Genomic DNA, 15,951 nt, shown 5'->3' on the forward strand with positions numbered 1-15,951 from the left:
ATCACAGTTTCGCAAATGTCTAAATAATTTGTGAAAGGAGGACTTATACAATGTGAGAAACAAAGATACTGGTGACTTAAAAATACTATAGAAAGTGAGGAACGACTATGAGAAGAAAAACAGGTTTTAGAAAAAAAGCAGGTAAGTTTTTTGCCGTTATGGCTTCGGCAGCTATGGTGGTTACATCAATACCAATGAATTATGGCTATGCTAAAGCTGATAGTGTGCAGATAGTTTCGGAGGATGATGACTCTGAAACACAAACAGTCGAGAAAAATGCATCAGATGTGGCTGTTTTAAAAAAGATAATAGCAGAGCAGAAAGAGAGAGGTGCAAATGTAAGTGAAGATTTGGATGATCCAGATTATGGCTGGGAAGAAATTGACGGTGAATTGAGACTGACAAACATATATCTGGCTGACAGAGATATTCAAGGAAAAATTTCATTTACAGGATTAAGTGAATTAAACAGTCTGAAAATCGGTTGCAATAAATTAACAAATTTGGATGTGAGTGAAAATAAAAAACTGGAAATCTTGGATTGCAGTGAAAATCAATTGACGGAACTGAATATGAGTCAGAATGTAGAATTAACAAGTTTGGAATGTAGTGAAAATCAGTTGCAGGAAATTGATGTAAGTAATAATACAAAATTAACTAAATTGGATTGCTATGACAATCAGTTGACGGAAATTGATGTGAGCAAATGTAATGGATTAATAGAATTGGAATGCAGTAAAAACCGGTTGTCACAACTGGATTTAAGTCAGAATGTAGAATTAACAAGTTTAGATTGTTATGACAATCAGGTGTCTGAATTAGATTTAAGTGAAAATACAAAATTAGACTATGTGTATTGTAATGGAAATCAATTGACGAAACTGGATGTGAGTCAGAACACAAAATTATCAGGTTTGTATTGTACTGATAATCAATTGCAGGAGCTTGATGTAAATAACAATATTGAATTAACAGGTTTGGAATGTGATTACAATCAGTTACAGGAACTCGATGTAAGTAATAATACGAAATTAACACAGTTGGATTGTGCTGATAACCAGTTGTCTAAATTAGATGTGAGTCAGAATACCAAATTAACAAAATTATATTGCCAGTCAAATCAGTTGGAAAAATTGGATGTAAGCAGTAATGCAGAATTAAACTATTTGAGATGTCAATATAATAAGATTACCGTACTTGATATTTCAAAGTGTAAAGAATTGATTGGATATAAAAATGGAGAAGAGGACGAAAATGGATATATCCATTTAGAATACGATGATAATGTTAAGCTTCTAAACGGTACAAGCGATGATACAGCTGAAAAAAGTGTCTCGGATGTGGCAGTTTTAGAGAAGATAATAGCAGAGCAGAAAGAAAAAGGTGCAGATATAAGTGAAGATTTGGATAGTAATGAATATAAGTGGTCGGCTATAAATGGTGAATTAAGATTGACCATGATTGACTGGAATCACAAAAAGCTTAATGGTGAAATATCATTTGCAGGACTGGATGAAATTAGAGCTTTGTGTATTTCATGGGATCCATATTTGGAAGTAGATGAAATAGGTGAAGTCACGGGAATAAATATAACAGAAAATACTAAATTGCAATATTTGAATTGTGCTTCCGAGAAATTGACAGAGCTGGATGTAAGTAAGAATACGAAGTTAGAAACGCTGGAGTGTGGTCGCAATCAGCTTCAAAAACTGGATGTGAGTGAAAACACAAAATTGACATATTTGGATTTGTATGAAAGTAAGTTGCCGGAACTGGATGTGAGTAAGAATACTGAGTTAGAAGTGTTGGAGTGCCAGCACAACCGGTTACAAAAACTGGATGTGAGTAAAAGTACAAAGTTATACAGATTGTGTTGCTATGATAATCAGTTGACAGGATTGGATGTAAGTGAAAATACAAGTTTACAATATTTGGATTGTGGTGACAATCAGTTGACAGAATTGGATGTGAGTAAAAATGCTAGTTTACATGATTTGTTCTGTGAAAAAAATCAGTTGACTAAGCTTGATGTAACAAACAATACAGAACTTGATACTTTGTATTGTCAGGATAATAAAATCACAACACTTGATATTTCAAATTGCAAAGATATTATTGATAAATATTTGAGTGGAGACAGAGATGATTTCCGGTATGATAAGGATGTTGAGATAATAATGGATACAATTTCAACACCGACACCAACTAAAAGGCCAACGGCAAGTCCGAGTATAAATCCAACAGCTACTCCGACTGTAAAACCGACGGTAACTCCAAGTGTAAAGCCTACAGCAAGTTCAAGTGTAGCACCAACGGGAAATCCAACAGCAAGTCCAAGTACAGCACCAACGGGAAATCCAACAGCAAGTCCAAGTACAGCACCAACGGGAGTGCCAGCGGCAAGTCCAAGTGTAGCACCGACAAAAGTGCCGACAGCAACTCCGACAATAAATCCGACGGAAGTGCCGGCGGCAAGTCCAAGTACAGCACCGACGGGAGTGCCAACAGCAAGTCCAAGTGCAGTACCGACGGCAACGCCGACAATAAATCCAACGGAAGAACCGACAGAAAAAGCTGTGGCAGCACTCAATGTTAAAAATACCTACATAAAATATTTAGGAGACAAAAAATTCAAATTAAATGCTAAAACCGATAGTGATGGAACAGTCAGATACAAAAGTTCAAATACTAATGTTGTAAAAGTTTCATCAAAAGGCGAGATTACGATAGTCGGCTGTGGAGAAGCAAAGGTTACAATATCTGTTAATGAGACAGACAGCTATAAGGCAGTTACTAAAAAAGTAACAATAAAAGTCCTGCCGGAAACAGTGCAAAACTTCAAGGTAAAAGCATTGTCAGGCGGCAAAATAAAATGCACATGGAAAGGAAAGAGTACGAAAAACACAAACTGTCAGATACAATATTCATTTAACAAACAGTTTAAAAATGTTAAGACATTTGCTTCAAAGCCGTCATTAAAGAGTGGAAGTTATAAGGGCAAAGGACTTAAAAAAGGAAAGACTTATTACCTCAGGATAAGAGCAACAGCAAAATTCGGAGGAAAGAGTTACACAGGAAAATGGAGCAAGACCATAAAAGTTAAGGTGAAGTAAAAATATGAGTTAAGCATTATCTGGATATATACAGGTATTTCAATACTTATGTAAATGTATTTATGTACTTATGGGGATGTAATCTTTGAGGAAATTGGATATGAAAAAAGGGTAGATAAGATATAAAATATAGTACACTCAAAGATTACAAGTGTGGCAGAAAGAGTTTATACAGTAGAACATGAATATGGAAAGACGGACTATCTAATATATAGATAGTCCGTCTTTTCTATTATCTTTATTATTGTATAGTGAAAAATTGAGAGGTGATGTATAGGTAAAAGATATTATCAATTTGAAAAATTAAAGATTAAAAAATTAAAGAGTCAATCATTGCTTTTGTGTGATGGGTCAATACATGATTGTGCATGGCACAAATATCCTTGCCTGAATGAAATGTCTTGACGAACATATATTCATATGGTATTATAAAAACACAAAAACAAACAAATGTTTGTGAGAGCTGGGAGGAATTATTGCATTTTTATTATACAGTATGTATAATGTAAGAAAGGAGACATTTATGGGGAAAATCGATATAGCAACAAAGCAGTATATGTCGCATAGGGATATTATAGCGGATGCCTTTAATTTTTACATTTATGATGGAAGACAGGTAATAAAACCTGAAGAATTGCAAAAAATAGATACGGCAGAGATTGCATTGCCATATGGAAACGATGCTGATATGGCAGTTCAGAAATTGAGAGACAATCTTATGTTGTGGTCTATGGCAAAGGATGACGAGGCGGTCTATGTAGTGCTTGGAATTGAAAACCAGGACAAAATCCATTATGCGATTGCCGTTAAAAATATGCTTTATGATGCATTACAATATGCAAAGCAGGTAGAAGAAGCAAAGCGGTCTTATAGAGACAGGTCAAAGAAAAAACAGGTTAAGTTAAATTCAGAAGAATTTTTATCAGGGTTAAAAAAGGAAGATAAATTAATGCCTGTAATCACATTGGTAGTATATTTTGGTGATAAAGACTGGGATGGTGCAAAAAGCATACATGAAATGTTATCGGTTGATAATGTTGAATTATTGTCGTATGTACCGGATTATAAGATAAATCTTATAGAACCGGCAAAAATATCAGACGAAAATTTTGATAAATTCAAAACTGATTTAGGGGCAGTAATGCAGTTTATCAAACACCAGAGTGATAAAGACGGTAGCTGGATAAAAGGGAACTCAAGATTTAATCATGTAGAAAAAGAAGCGGTAGAATTGATAAATATAATAACCGGGGCAAAATTTGCCAGGGATGATAAAGAGGAGGTCGTTGATATGTGCAGAGCATGGGAAAATTCTATGAAAAATGCGAAACTTGATGGAAAACTTGAAGGAAAAATCGAGACATTGTATGAAGAATGTGAAATGTCAATACCGGATATAGCTAAAAAAGTTTCAAAACCGGAGGAGTATGTGAGAGAAGTTATAAAGAGAATGAAAGCAGCTTGTCTGTAAATTCAAGTATATTCGAGACACTATTTAACATTCTTGTAACAGTTCAGCCTTTCATTTCTTACATTCATAAACCTGCCAGCAAGCTGTCAGCCGCTGCAATGCAGCTTTTGTTTACTCATTTCAGAAATGAAAGGCTATTCTACCATAAAAATATAACCGGCAATACAATGAGCAAGCTCAGATATTGCCGGTTATATTTTTATGGCTGAACTGTTACAACATTCTTAAAAAATTGTATCTTTTAACAATTTTCCCACCCTTGTTTTTTAATATTTTTTGTCTTTTTTACTTTTCAAGCAGTCTCATATTCTTTACATATCTTTTACATAACCTGCCTTTTGGATTTTACTTAACCCATATATCATAATACTTGTAAAAAGGAAAACAAAAAACAATTAAGTTTAAATCAAAAGGAGACAAAAATTATGAGAACAAAAAACAGATTATTAGTAGCTGCAATGGTATCAGCATTAACACTTACATCACTTACAGGATGCGGAAATTCTTCAAATGGTGATAAAGCTTCTTCAGGTTCATCAAGCAGTTCAGGAGCATCTTCAAGTGCAGAACTCAGCGGTTCTGTAGCGACAGACGGTTCAACATCAATGGAAAAAGTAGTTGGTGCATTAGGCGAGGCATTTATGGAAGCAAACCCTGATGTAAAATTTACATACAATCCTACAGGTTCAGGTTCAGGTATCACAGCAGTAACAGAGGGAAGATGCGATATAGGACTTTCAAGCCGTGCACTTACTGATGATGAAAAAAATCAGGGACTTGAGGAAACAATCCTTGCATACGATGGAATTGCTATTGTGGTAAATCCAAAGAATAAAGTTAAAGATTTAAAGGTTCAGCAGATTGCAGATATTTACACAGGAAAGATTAAGAACTGGAAAGATGTTGGCGGAGATAATGGAGACATCGTTCTTATCGGCAGAGAAGCAGGAAGTGGTACTCGTGATGGATTTGAGTCGATTACGGGAACAGAAGATAAATGCAAATACGGACAGGAACTTACATCGACAGGTGATGTTATCACAACAGTTGCAAACAATCCAAATGCTATCGGATATGCTTCACTTGCATCAGTTGATGACAGCGTAAATGCTCTTTCGGTAGACGGAGTAGCACCATCAGAAGATACTGTAAAGGATGCAAGTTATAAAATTCAGAGACCTTTCGTATTCGTTACAAAGAAAGATAAAAAACTCAGCAACGAGGCACAGGCATTCTTTGATTATGCAATGAAAGCATCAGAGACTATCACATCAGCAGGTGTAGTACCGGCAAATGAAAAATAGTGTAAATGGTAATAAATAAAATGTTTAAAAAGGGTGAGTTATATGACTTGCCCGTTTTAACACTATCATGGAAGTTTTCAACTTCTATTGCAGGGCAGGAAATATGAGTATGGAGATTAGTTTGAAAAATCCATATATTCAAGTTTTTTCAAACGCAAGATTTGTGTCTGGGCACATTTGACACAAATCTTATATGTGAAATATATTACATTTCACCTTATGCACTAAAAAATGTGTGCAGAAATGAGGATTAATATGAAGAAAAGTCACAATAAATTTGAAACAATTATCCATGGGATATTTTTAATACTTGGTCTGATTACGGTTGGCTTTGTTTTGCTTATAACTGTTTATCTTGTTATTGCAGGAATACCTGCAATAAGAGAAATCGGGTTATTTAAGTTTCTGTTTGGAAAGAAATGGGCATCAACGGCATCAACACCATCGTATGGAATCCTGCCATTTATCCTGACAAGTATATATGGTACGGCGGGAGCCATCATAATAGGTGTTCCGATAGGATTTCTTACGGCTGTATATCTTGCAAAGGTTGCAAACAAAAAAATGAAGGCAGTTGTTGAGATGGCAGTAAGCCTGCTTGCCGGAATACCAGCTGTTGTATATGGTCTTGTTGGTATGCTGGTACTTGTTCCATGGGTAAGAGAAACATTTAATATAGCAGATGGTGCAAGTCTTTTTGCAGCAATAATTGTTCTGGCGATAATGATTCTGCCATCAATAATAAGCGTTTCACTGACGGCACTAGAAGCAGTCCCACCGGAATATGAAGATGCATCACTTGCACTTGGTGCAACACCTATCGAGACATATTTTAAAGTATCTGTACCGGCAGCAAAAAGCGGTATAGCGGCGGCTGTGGTACTTGGTGTTGGCCGTGCGATAGGGGAGGCAATGGCAGTAATGATGGTTTCAGGCAATGTAGCCAATATGCCAAAACTTTTTGGAAGTGTAAGATTTCTTACAACAGCAGTTGCAAGTGAAATGTCATATTCATCGGGATTGCAAAAACAAGCATTATTTTCAATCGCACTTGTATTGTTTTTGTTCATAATGCTGATAAATGCATTACTTAACAGCCTTTTAAAGAAAGAAAAGGAGTAATCAGACTATGAAAAGAAAAGCTTATATCTGGATAATGAAAATACTAATGTGGATATCAGTTGCGATAACCTGCGGTCTTGTTGTATTTGTTATCGGATTTGTATTATATAAAGGAGTTCCCAATATTACATGGAAACTTCTAACTACTAAGCCCAGCTATCTGACAAAGAATATAGGTATTCTGCCTGATATTTTAAATACATTTTATATAGTAATAGCAACACTTGTTGTCGTTCTTCCTCTTGGAGTTGGAGCAGCGATATATCTTACTGAGTATGCGACAAATAAGAAACTGGTTGCGGTAATAGAATATGCGGCGGAGACACTTTCAGGTATTCCGTCGATTATATACGGTCTTGTTGGAATGTTGTTTTTCTGCGAATTTCTCAAGATGCAGACATCAATATTAGCGGGTGCGATGACGCTTGTTATTATGAATCTCCCGACAATTATGAGAACAACACAGGAAAGTTTAAAAACAGTTCCGCAAAGTTACAGAGAGGGTGCTTTTGGACTTGGTGCAGGTAAATGGAGGGTTATAAGGACTGTCGTGCTTCCAAGCTGTGTTGACGGTATTATGACAGGATGTATTCTTGCAATCGGAAGAATACTCGGAGAATCGGCAGCACTATTATTCACGGCTGGTTTTGCACATACGATAAACGGATTTATTGACGGACTCGGCCGTGCCGGAGCAACACTTACAGTTGCACTTTATGTTTATGCTAAAGAGCAGGGTGAGTTTGAGGTAGCATTTGCGATAGCGGCAATTTTGATGATACTTGCACTTTTGGTTAATCTTGCTGCTAAATTTACGGGACTTTATTTCAAGAAGAAAGTAGAGTAATATTTGCGAAAATTTTGCAGGTTGTGTTAGTGGTATGACTACAACAGATAATACCATCGGCACACTTGCGTTACATTGTCGCTCGTAACAGTACATAAATGGTGAAAAAACCACCATTAAGTACTGGCGGCGACAAAAGTGCCGACTAACATTATTTGTTGTAGTCATACCACTTAAGTACAAGAATGACAGTTTCGCAAATAACTAATATATATGAGTGAGAAATAGCAGGAGGAATTATATGAATAACATAATGACGGTTAAGGACTTGTGTCTCTGGTATGGACAGACGCAGGCATTGAAAAATATAAACATTGATATTCCAGAGAAAAGCATTACGGCTCTTATAGGTCCGTCGGGATGTGGTAAGTCAACTTTTTTAAAGACACTTAACAGGATGAATGATCTTGTGCAGGGTGTAAAGATTACAGGTGAAGTTAAATATGGAGATATGGATATTTTTGCACCTGATACAGATGTGAATAAACTCCGAAAAGAAATAGGTATGGTTTTCCAGAAACCAAATCCTTTTCCTATGAGCATCTATGACAATATTGCTTACGGACCGAGAACACACGGAATAAAAAATAAGGCAAAGCTTGATGAGATAGTTGAAAATTCTCTCAGAGGTGCCGCAATATGGGATGAGGTAAAGGACAGACTTAAAAAGTCGGCACTTGGTATGTCGGGTGGACAGCAGCAGCGACTCTGTATAGCGAGAGCACTTGCCGTAGAACCTAAAATTCTTCTTATGGATGAGCCAACAAGTGCACTTGATCCAATTTCTACATCCAAGATAGAGGAACTTGCAAGTGAACTTAAGGAAAAATATACGATTGTTATAGTTACACATAATATGCAGCAGGCAGTTCGTATATCAGATCAGACAGCATTTTTCCTTCTTGGCGACCTTATTGAATATGGTAATACTGAGAAAATGTTTGCGACACCGGAGGATAAGAGAACTGAAGATTATATTACAGGAAGATTTGGTTAAGATAGGAGGATTTTGAAAATGAGAAGCAGATTTGATGAACAGCTTGCGGATTTGAATAAAAAGCTTATTGAGATGGGTGCGATGTGTGAGGAGTGTATTTCTTTGGCTGCAAAGGCATTAAAGGAAGGAAATCCGAGGATTAGATGGGAAGTCGAACCTCTTGATAATTCGCTTGATGACCTTGAGAGAAATGTTGAATCTCTTTGTTTAAAACTTTTGCTCCAGCAGCAGCCGGTTGCAAGGGATTTAAGACAGGTATCAACAGCTCTTAAAATGATAACGGATATTAAGAGAATAGGAGATCAGGCGTCAGATGTTGCTGAGATAATAGGCTTTTTAAATGGAAGAACAAGTGAGGAATGTGAATATCTTGACCAGATGGCAACAGCAACAATAAAGATGGTTACAGAGTCTATTGATTCATTTGTAAAGAGTGATCTTAATCTTGCAAACAGCATAATCGAGTATGATGATGTTGTGGATGAGTATTTCAACAAAGTCAAGATTTTTCTTATAGACCTTATTGCAAAAAATCCAAGGGATGGAGAGTATGCACTCGATCTTCTTATGATAGCTAAATATTTTGAGCGTATCGGGGATCATGCCGTAAATGTAGCTAAGTGGGTTGTTTTTTCAGTAACGGGAAATCATTAAAGAAATGAGGAATGATATGATCTGGTGCGTAGAAGACGATGTAAGTATAAGAGATATTGAAATTTATACATTGGAACAGACAGGATTTGCAGCAAAGGGATTTTGTGATGGTGACAGCTTCTGGGTGGAACTTGCGACAACTGATGAACTGCCGGAACTTGTAATATTAGATATAATGCTTCCGGGAGAAGACGGTGTTTCTCTTTTAAAAAAGATTAAGGCATCTTCCCGAACCAGAGATATTCCGGTTATAATGGCTACTGCAAAAAGTGTTGAATATGATAAGATAAAAAGTCTTGATATGGGTGCAGATGATTATCTTGTAAAACCGTTTGGAATGATGGAAATGGTTTCAAGGATAAAAGCCGTGCTCAGAAGATGTATGCCGAAAAAAGAAAACAAAACAGTATATGTTAATGGTATAATAGAAATGAATGTTGAAGAGCACACTGTATCAGTTTCCGGAGAGAGTATATGTCTTACATATAAAGAATATGAGATACTTAAGATATTTCTTATGCATCCCGGTATGGCATATACAAGAAACCGGCTTTTGTCAGAAGTATGGGGTATCGACAGTTATGGAGAGACCAGGACGGTAGATATGCACATAAAGACACTCAGACAGAAACTTGGTGACGGTGGCAGATATATAGTGACAGTGAGAAATGTCGGATACAAAATGGAGGTACACAATGACTAAAAAAATATTTAAATCAGTGCTTTTAGTTGCCGTAGTGATGGTATTGTTCTGTTGTACATTTATTCTTGGAATTTTGTACAGGCATTTTACTACAATAGAAGAGGAACAGCTTGGAGCACAGCTTGGTTTTGTTGTAACCGGAGTTGAAAATGGAGGAGTGGATTATCTTAAAAGCCTTACGGAAAAAAAGTACAGAATAACATGGGTTGAGCCGGATGGAACAGTGAAGTTTGATAATAAAACAGATGCTTCAAAGATGGAAAATCATGCAAACAGGGAAGAGATAAAAGAGTCTTTGAAATTTGGCAGAGGTGAGTGTACAAGATATTCATCTACGCTTACGCAAAGGACAATTTATTATGCAAAAAAGATAAATGACGGCAGTGTAATAAGAATATCAATAAGTCAGGAGACCGTACTTAAGCTTTTATTTTCGATGATTTCACCCATGGCAATAACTATACTTCTTGCAGTGATATTATCTTCATTACTTGCAAGAGGTGTATCCAAAAAGGTTGTTGAGCCGTTAAATAACCTTGATCTTAACAAGCCATTACAAAATGATGCATACGGCGAGATAGCACCGCTTTTAAGACATATAGAACATCAGCACAGGCAGATAGATGAGCAGGTTTTAGAACTTCGACAGAAGAAAGATGAATTTCAGGCAACCATCGAAAATATGGATGAGGGACTTATCCTGCTTGATGCTAAAAACAGTATAATAAGTATAAATCCGGCAGCAAAAAAGATATTTGGAACAACAGATGAGTGTCTTGGGAAAGATTTCCTTACGGTAGAAAGAAATACATCAGTTGGAAATACCATAAAAGAAGCAATGGAAAAGGGAAAGGCTGAGATTATACTTAAAAGATACGGGCTTGATTATCAGCTTGGGATAAGCAAGATAGAATCAGCCGGAAAAACGCTTGGAGCTGTTTTACTTGCTGTCGATGTTACTGAAAAAAATAATGCAGAAAGAACAAGAAGAGAGTTTTCAGCAAATGTATCACATGAACTTAAGACTCCTCTACAGTCTATTATCGGAAGTGCCGAACTTATGGAAAACAATCTTGTAAAAGAAGAGGATATGCCTAGATTTGTAGGTCACATCCGTAAGGAAGCAGAAAGGCTTGTAAATCTTGTGGAGGATATAATAAGGCTTTCATGGCTTGACGAAAACAGGGATATGGAGACAGAACTTGTAAGTCTTAAGGATATTGCGGCAGAAACAAAGGAAGCTTTGGAAAATACAGCAAATGAAAAGAATGTGACAATAAACATAAGTGGTGAAGATATAAAACTTCACGGAGTCAGAAGCCTACTCTATGAGATTGTCTACAATCTTTGTGAAAATGGGATTAAGTATAATAAAGAAGGTGGAAAAGTTGATATAACTTTATCAAAAGAAGCCGGAAAAGATATTCTAGTGGTCGAAGATACCGGAATAGGAATAAAAGAAGATCAGCAGTCAAGAATATTTGAGCGTTTTTACAGGGTAGATAAAAGCAGGTCGAAAGAAACCGGAGGAACAGGACTCGGACTGTCTATAGTGAAGCACGCAGCAATGTATCACAACGCAGATGTTACGCTTGAGAGTACGGAAGGACAGGGAAGTAAGTTTACGGTTATGTTTCCACTGGAGTAGAAAAGAGGAAAAATTTATGGAAGCTGCAAAGATATCAATGATAGCACTTGACCTTGACGGGACCTGTCTTGACAGTACCGGGAAAATGGTGGATAGAACAAGAAATATTCTTGAGTATTACGGAGAGAAGGGAACACAGATAGTATTTACGACAGGCAGGCCTATTGCAGGGATTTTAAAAGAATTGAGAACGATTTCGGGAACAAATTATGCAATAGCACTAAACGGCGGCATGGTCTATGAGCTTTTGGATGAACGGATAATCTATAAAAAGAGTATAGACAGGGAGGAAGTGCTTCTTGTAAGAGATATAGTGTTAAAGCACGATGTACTTACAGATGTGGCATCGTCAGGAGTAGGTTTCGGTGATAAAAAGACATATGACAATGCCGGAAAATACATAAAAAATGATGACTTTAGAAATTATTATCTTTCAAGCAGAGGGGCAAAAAAAGACCTTTGGGAAAATATAGAAAAACTGGAGAGTGTCGAAAAGATAAATATGTTTTTTAGTGACATGGAAGAAAGAAGAAAAGTCTTAGAGGAACTGAAAGTCCTAAAAACATCAAAAATATGTTCCGGTATGCCAAATAATATAGAAATAAACAATTCAGAAGTAAATAAAGGCAATGCACTAAAATGGCTTTGTAAAAAACTTAGCATTGATATATCAGAGCTTATCGCCTTTGGTGATGGTGGAAATGATATAGACATGATAAAGACTGCCGGATGCGGTGTGGCAATGGCAAATGGCTGTGATGAGATAAAAAGGTGTGCCGATGTTATCACAAGAACGAATGATGAAGAAGGAGTTGCTTACATTTTAGAAAAATATATATAAATAAAATCTGAATTTAAAAGTAATGTTATAGCAACTCCGTATGATTGGTATTTTTACATTTTTTCTACAAACATCATTGTAAATACTGCCGCTAAAAGAAGTGAAGAAACCCATATTGCCCTGATTCCGATATGCAGGGATAGGATGCCGCCGATTCCTGCACCGATTGCAAATACAAGTATTATTCCATAATAATGAAGAGCTTTTTTTAAAATCTCAGGCTTCTTTTCACGCATATAGATGGAAAGGCTTTCAGTGCCGCTTCTTAAGTTTCCTATACACATCGTACTTGCGTAGCCGTAGCCGTTTACTTTTCTGAAAGTCTGAACCTGCATTGAGCAGGCAAAAGAAACAAGCATAGTTGCAGCCATATTGTAAGAGTCAGGTATAAGTCCGACAACAAACAATATGGCTAACTCCATAAGTACAATTATCTGACGCCAGTGAATTTTTTTTACATATTTGAGCCTTTTCTGTATTCTCTCAGCGACAAAAACTCCAAGTGCAAATGCGATTATAGGAAAAAGATAATGCAGCCCGCGTATCCATTCACCTGACATAAAATTCTGGCTCATAAGTACGACATTGCCCGTCTGTGCATTAGAAAAGACTTCATCCCTCACATTGTAAGTGTAAGCATCCTGAAAACCGCCCGATATGGCGAGGATTGCACTGAGTCTGAAAGTCTCAGAAGTCTGTTTTTTTAATTTGTTTGTTTTAGTTCTTTTCATTTTATATAAACTCCATTTCAGCATATATTTTTTTGATTATAAAATATTATATAACAATCTCAAAGTATATGCGTAATGTATATATCATATGTGTGATATATGGTATTGATATATGAAAAGATTATCAAATTGTTACTTAAATAAATTACAGAATACAAATAAATTAACTTAAAATATTGACTATTTAGCAAAAACGATTATAATTAAATTAACTTTAAATGAAAATGCAAACAAATAATTAAAGTTATACAGAAGAGTGATTTAAGTTGAAATGTATTATTAATGGGTAAGATTGGAAATATATTTCATGCACTCTCGAAAGTATTTGATTTGAGAAGATACAGAGAGTACATTTCATAAAGGGGAGGACGAAAAATGTGGATAAGTGCAGATAGTGAAAAGATAAGATATACGGGACGCATAGACTGGAGTGTGCCAAAGAAAACTGACAAAAGAATAGAGGTGTACGGAGACTCTGTATCAGCAGGAGAGGTATCGGAGGCCGTTGACTTTGTTGGAAAGGAAGACCCGGAGCATGAGGGTGGTTATTCAAACAGTTACTATTCTTATGGCTGGATTTTGGCAAGAAAACTGGGGGCACAGATACATGACATTGCTCAGGGAGGAATCGCACTTATGGATGGCGAGGGCTGGTATCACGAACCGGAGCAGATAGGAATGGAGACTGTTTGGAATAAAGTACATTATAATACAAGGCTTAGCGGTATGAGTGACTGGGATTTTAGTAAGTATATACCGCAGGTCGTAATCGTTGCCGTAGGACAGAATGACTGTCATCCGGAAGATTATATGAAAGAAGAGTACTGTCATCCGCAGGCAAGAAAATGGTGGGAACACCTGGATACTTAAGAATACCGGAGGCATATGAAATGGCGGAGGAACTGGAAGAATATATTGGGACATTGGATGGAAAAGTTTTTAGTTGCATAGGATAGGAGATGAATTTATAGATATGGTTCAAAAGTATTGCGAACAACATTTAAAAGATATAAATAATGATAAATTTTAAAACTAAGTATATAGAAGATACACACTGGAGATTTAATTTTTTTGGTGTGTATTTTTTATATTTTTTAAACTTTCTGCTGACTCATTACAATATAATATATAGAAGCACAGATAAAACATGATTTGGAAAGGTAAATATTCGCTCGCAAGTTTTTCGATAGTACAAAGAAAAAATAATTATTCGTTATACAGATGTTAAACTTGTGTCGGAATTTAAAATTCACAGGACATTAAATATGAAAAAAGAAGAACTTGAACAATTTATTTTAAAATATGGTGAAACTCTGATGAAGTTTTGCAAGATAACCACCAACGACAGTGAACTTGCATGGGAACTTTATCAGGACACTATGCTCAGACTTGTTGAGCATTACAAAAAACTTGATATATCAGAAAATGTAAAAGCATGGGCAATCTCTACTGCCATAAATCTATGGAAAAACAAGAAAAGAAAATATGCGTGGAGAAAGAGGATTGCAAAGCAGGAAAGTTATGAGGTGCATATGGAAAATGAATTTCAAATTTTTGATTATGCGAATTTTTCCGGTGAACAGGATAACAGTCCGGAGGATACGGCAATAAAAAATGAACTTATAAGGTTTGTTCAGAGTCAGGTGAGAGAACTACCCGAAAAATACAGGATAGTAGTGTATCTTTATTACACGGCAGATATGAAGATAAAAGATATTGCGGCATTGTGCGAGATACCGGAGAGTACCGTTAAGAGCAGGCTTATCAAGGCAAAGAAAATATTGAAGCACAAGATTGAGTCCGCTTGGAAATAGAATGGAGGATTAATATGAATGATTTAAAAATAACGGATGAGCAGTTTGAGAATATTCTTCGGGTATCAATGTCACCCGAAGTTAAGAAAACAGAATTAAGATTTGCAAAAAAGTTTGGAATAAGGATAATGGCAATGTATATGTTGATGGCTGCGGCAGGACTTTATCTTATCACAGGTGCATATATATTTGCGGGCAGCAGCAGATATGTCAAGGCAGACAAGCTGTTTTTGGAAATAGGAAATTTATTTGAAAACAGTTCGTTTTATGTTTCATTTGTGACTTTGTGGCTCAGCATTTTGCTTTGTGGATTGTTTTTGGTAAAACAGCTTTTTAATATGAAACAATACAAAAAGAGCAGAGGATTTTATGTGATTTCGTATGCTGTAACTATCTTTTTGCAGTATTATTTTGTGGACAGGCTTATACAGCCGTCAGTCTATGTGAGCAAGCTGTCGGTGGAAGTACCAAACGCTTTGAAATTAAGCCATTTTGCGGTAACTTATCTAAACGATGGAGTAACGAGTTCATGCAGTTTCAATCTTCTGCCTGCTGTTGTTCTTTGGGGTGTATCCTTTATAATCCTGCTCGTGCAGATGTTTAGGGAAAGGTAGATGGCAGTTAGTTATATTTCAACTTCTATACTGAGGTAGCGTATGTCGGAAGTTTCGGTATGTCTTGTATTTACAAATCTTTTTGGAGCCTG

Annotated in this window: 14 protein-coding genes; 13 read left to right on the plus strand and 1 reads right to left on the minus strand. The window is 36.2% G+C overall.

The window, feature by feature from the left end:
• Window positions 1-107 precede the first annotated feature (107 nt).
• From DW721_RS00360 to DW721_RS00405, 10 genes are all read left to right on the plus strand, one after another.
• Window positions 108-3,113, plus strand: a complete 3,006-nt coding sequence (locus DW721_RS00360) for a hypothetical protein (protein WP_118744435.1) — start codon at window positions 108-110, stop codon at window positions 3,111-3,113.
• A gap of 523 nt (window positions 3,114-3,636) precedes the next feature.
• On the plus strand, window positions 3,637-4,584 hold the full coding sequence (locus tag DW721_RS00365; RefSeq protein WP_182436152.1) for an Rpn family recombination-promoting nuclease/putative transposase: 948 nt from the start codon (window positions 3,637-3,639) through the stop codon (window positions 4,582-4,584).
• Window positions 4,585-5,009: 425 nt separating this feature from the next.
• Window positions 5,010-5,888: a phosphate ABC transporter substrate-binding protein gene (locus tag DW721_RS00370; protein WP_022013636.1), complete on the plus strand. Its 879-nt coding sequence runs from the start codon at window positions 5,010-5,012 to the stop codon at window positions 5,886-5,888.
• 255 nt (window positions 5,889-6,143) lie between these two features.
• Window positions 6,144-7,010: a phosphate ABC transporter permease subunit PstC gene (gene pstC / locus DW721_RS00375; RefSeq protein ID WP_118744437.1), complete on the plus strand. Its 867-nt coding sequence runs from the start codon at window positions 6,144-6,146 to the stop codon at window positions 7,008-7,010.
• Window positions 7,011-7,017: 7 nt separating this feature from the next.
• Window positions 7,018-7,857, plus strand: coding sequence for a phosphate ABC transporter permease PstA (gene pstA / locus DW721_RS00380; protein WP_118744438.1), 840 nt, complete (start codon window positions 7,018-7,020; stop codon window positions 7,855-7,857).
• Between the two features lie 241 nt (window positions 7,858-8,098).
• Complete coding sequence (pstB, locus tag DW721_RS00385; RefSeq protein ID WP_022013633.1) at window positions 8,099-8,854, plus strand: phosphate ABC transporter ATP-binding protein PstB; 756 nt, start codon at window positions 8,099-8,101, stop codon at window positions 8,852-8,854.
• Window positions 8,855-8,872: 18 nt separating this feature from the next.
• Window positions 8,873-9,508, plus strand: coding sequence for a phosphate signaling complex protein PhoU (phoU, locus tag DW721_RS00390; protein ID WP_118744439.1), 636 nt, complete (start codon window positions 8,873-8,875; stop codon window positions 9,506-9,508).
• 16 nt (window positions 9,509-9,524) lie between these two features.
• On the plus strand, window positions 9,525-10,211 hold the full coding sequence (locus DW721_RS00395) for a response regulator transcription factor (RefSeq protein ID WP_118744440.1): 687 nt from the start codon (window positions 9,525-9,527) through the stop codon (window positions 10,209-10,211).
• Window positions 10,204-11,859, plus strand: a complete 1,656-nt coding sequence (locus DW721_RS00400) for an ATP-binding protein (RefSeq protein WP_118744441.1) — start codon at window positions 10,204-10,206, stop codon at window positions 11,857-11,859. The genes DW721_RS00395 and DW721_RS00400 overlap by 8 nt, the downstream gene beginning before the upstream one ends.
• Window positions 11,860-11,875: 16 nt before the next feature.
• The gene (locus DW721_RS00405; protein ID WP_182436153.1) at window positions 11,876-12,700 is read left to right on the plus strand and encodes a Cof-type HAD-IIB family hydrolase; all 825 of its coding nucleotides are present in this window, start codon (window positions 11,876-11,878) and stop codon (window positions 12,698-12,700) included.
• Window positions 12,701-12,753: 53 nt separating this feature from the next.
• On the opposite strand, the gene DW721_RS00410 is transcribed toward DW721_RS00405, so the two are convergent.
• The gene (locus tag DW721_RS00410; RefSeq protein WP_243035915.1) at window positions 12,754-13,431 is read right to left on the minus strand and encodes a YoaK family protein; all 678 of its coding nucleotides are present in this window, start codon (window positions 13,429-13,431) and stop codon (window positions 12,754-12,756) included.
• A gap of 375 nt (window positions 13,432-13,806) precedes the next feature.
• Here DW721_RS00410 and DW721_RS00415 point away from each other — a divergent pair, with 375 nt between their 5' ends.
• The 3 genes from DW721_RS00415 to DW721_RS00425 all read left to right on the plus strand — a co-directional run bounded on the left by DW721_RS00415 (window position 13,807) and on the right by DW721_RS00425 (window position 15,859).
• Complete coding sequence (locus DW721_RS00415) at window positions 13,807-14,301, plus strand: hypothetical protein (RefSeq protein WP_118744444.1); 495 nt, start codon at window positions 13,807-13,809, stop codon at window positions 14,299-14,301.
• A 395-nt stretch (window positions 14,302-14,696) separates the two neighbouring features.
• Window positions 14,697-15,245 (plus strand): sigma-70 family RNA polymerase sigma factor, encoded by a 549-nt coding sequence (locus DW721_RS00420; RefSeq protein WP_118744445.1) that lies wholly within the window; start codon window positions 14,697-14,699, stop codon window positions 15,243-15,245.
• A gap of 14 nt (window positions 15,246-15,259) precedes the next feature.
• Window positions 15,260-15,859, plus strand: a complete 600-nt coding sequence (locus DW721_RS00425) for a hypothetical protein (RefSeq protein WP_118499584.1) — start codon at window positions 15,260-15,262, stop codon at window positions 15,857-15,859.
• The last annotated feature ends 92 nt before the right edge of the window (window positions 15,860-15,951 follow it).

Origin of the sequence: Clostridium sp. AM27-31LB, from assembly GCF_003480745.1 — a bacterium.
In the GTDB taxonomy this organism is placed as follows: Bacteria; Bacillota; Clostridia; order Lachnospirales; family Lachnospiraceae; genus Butyribacter; species Butyribacter intestini.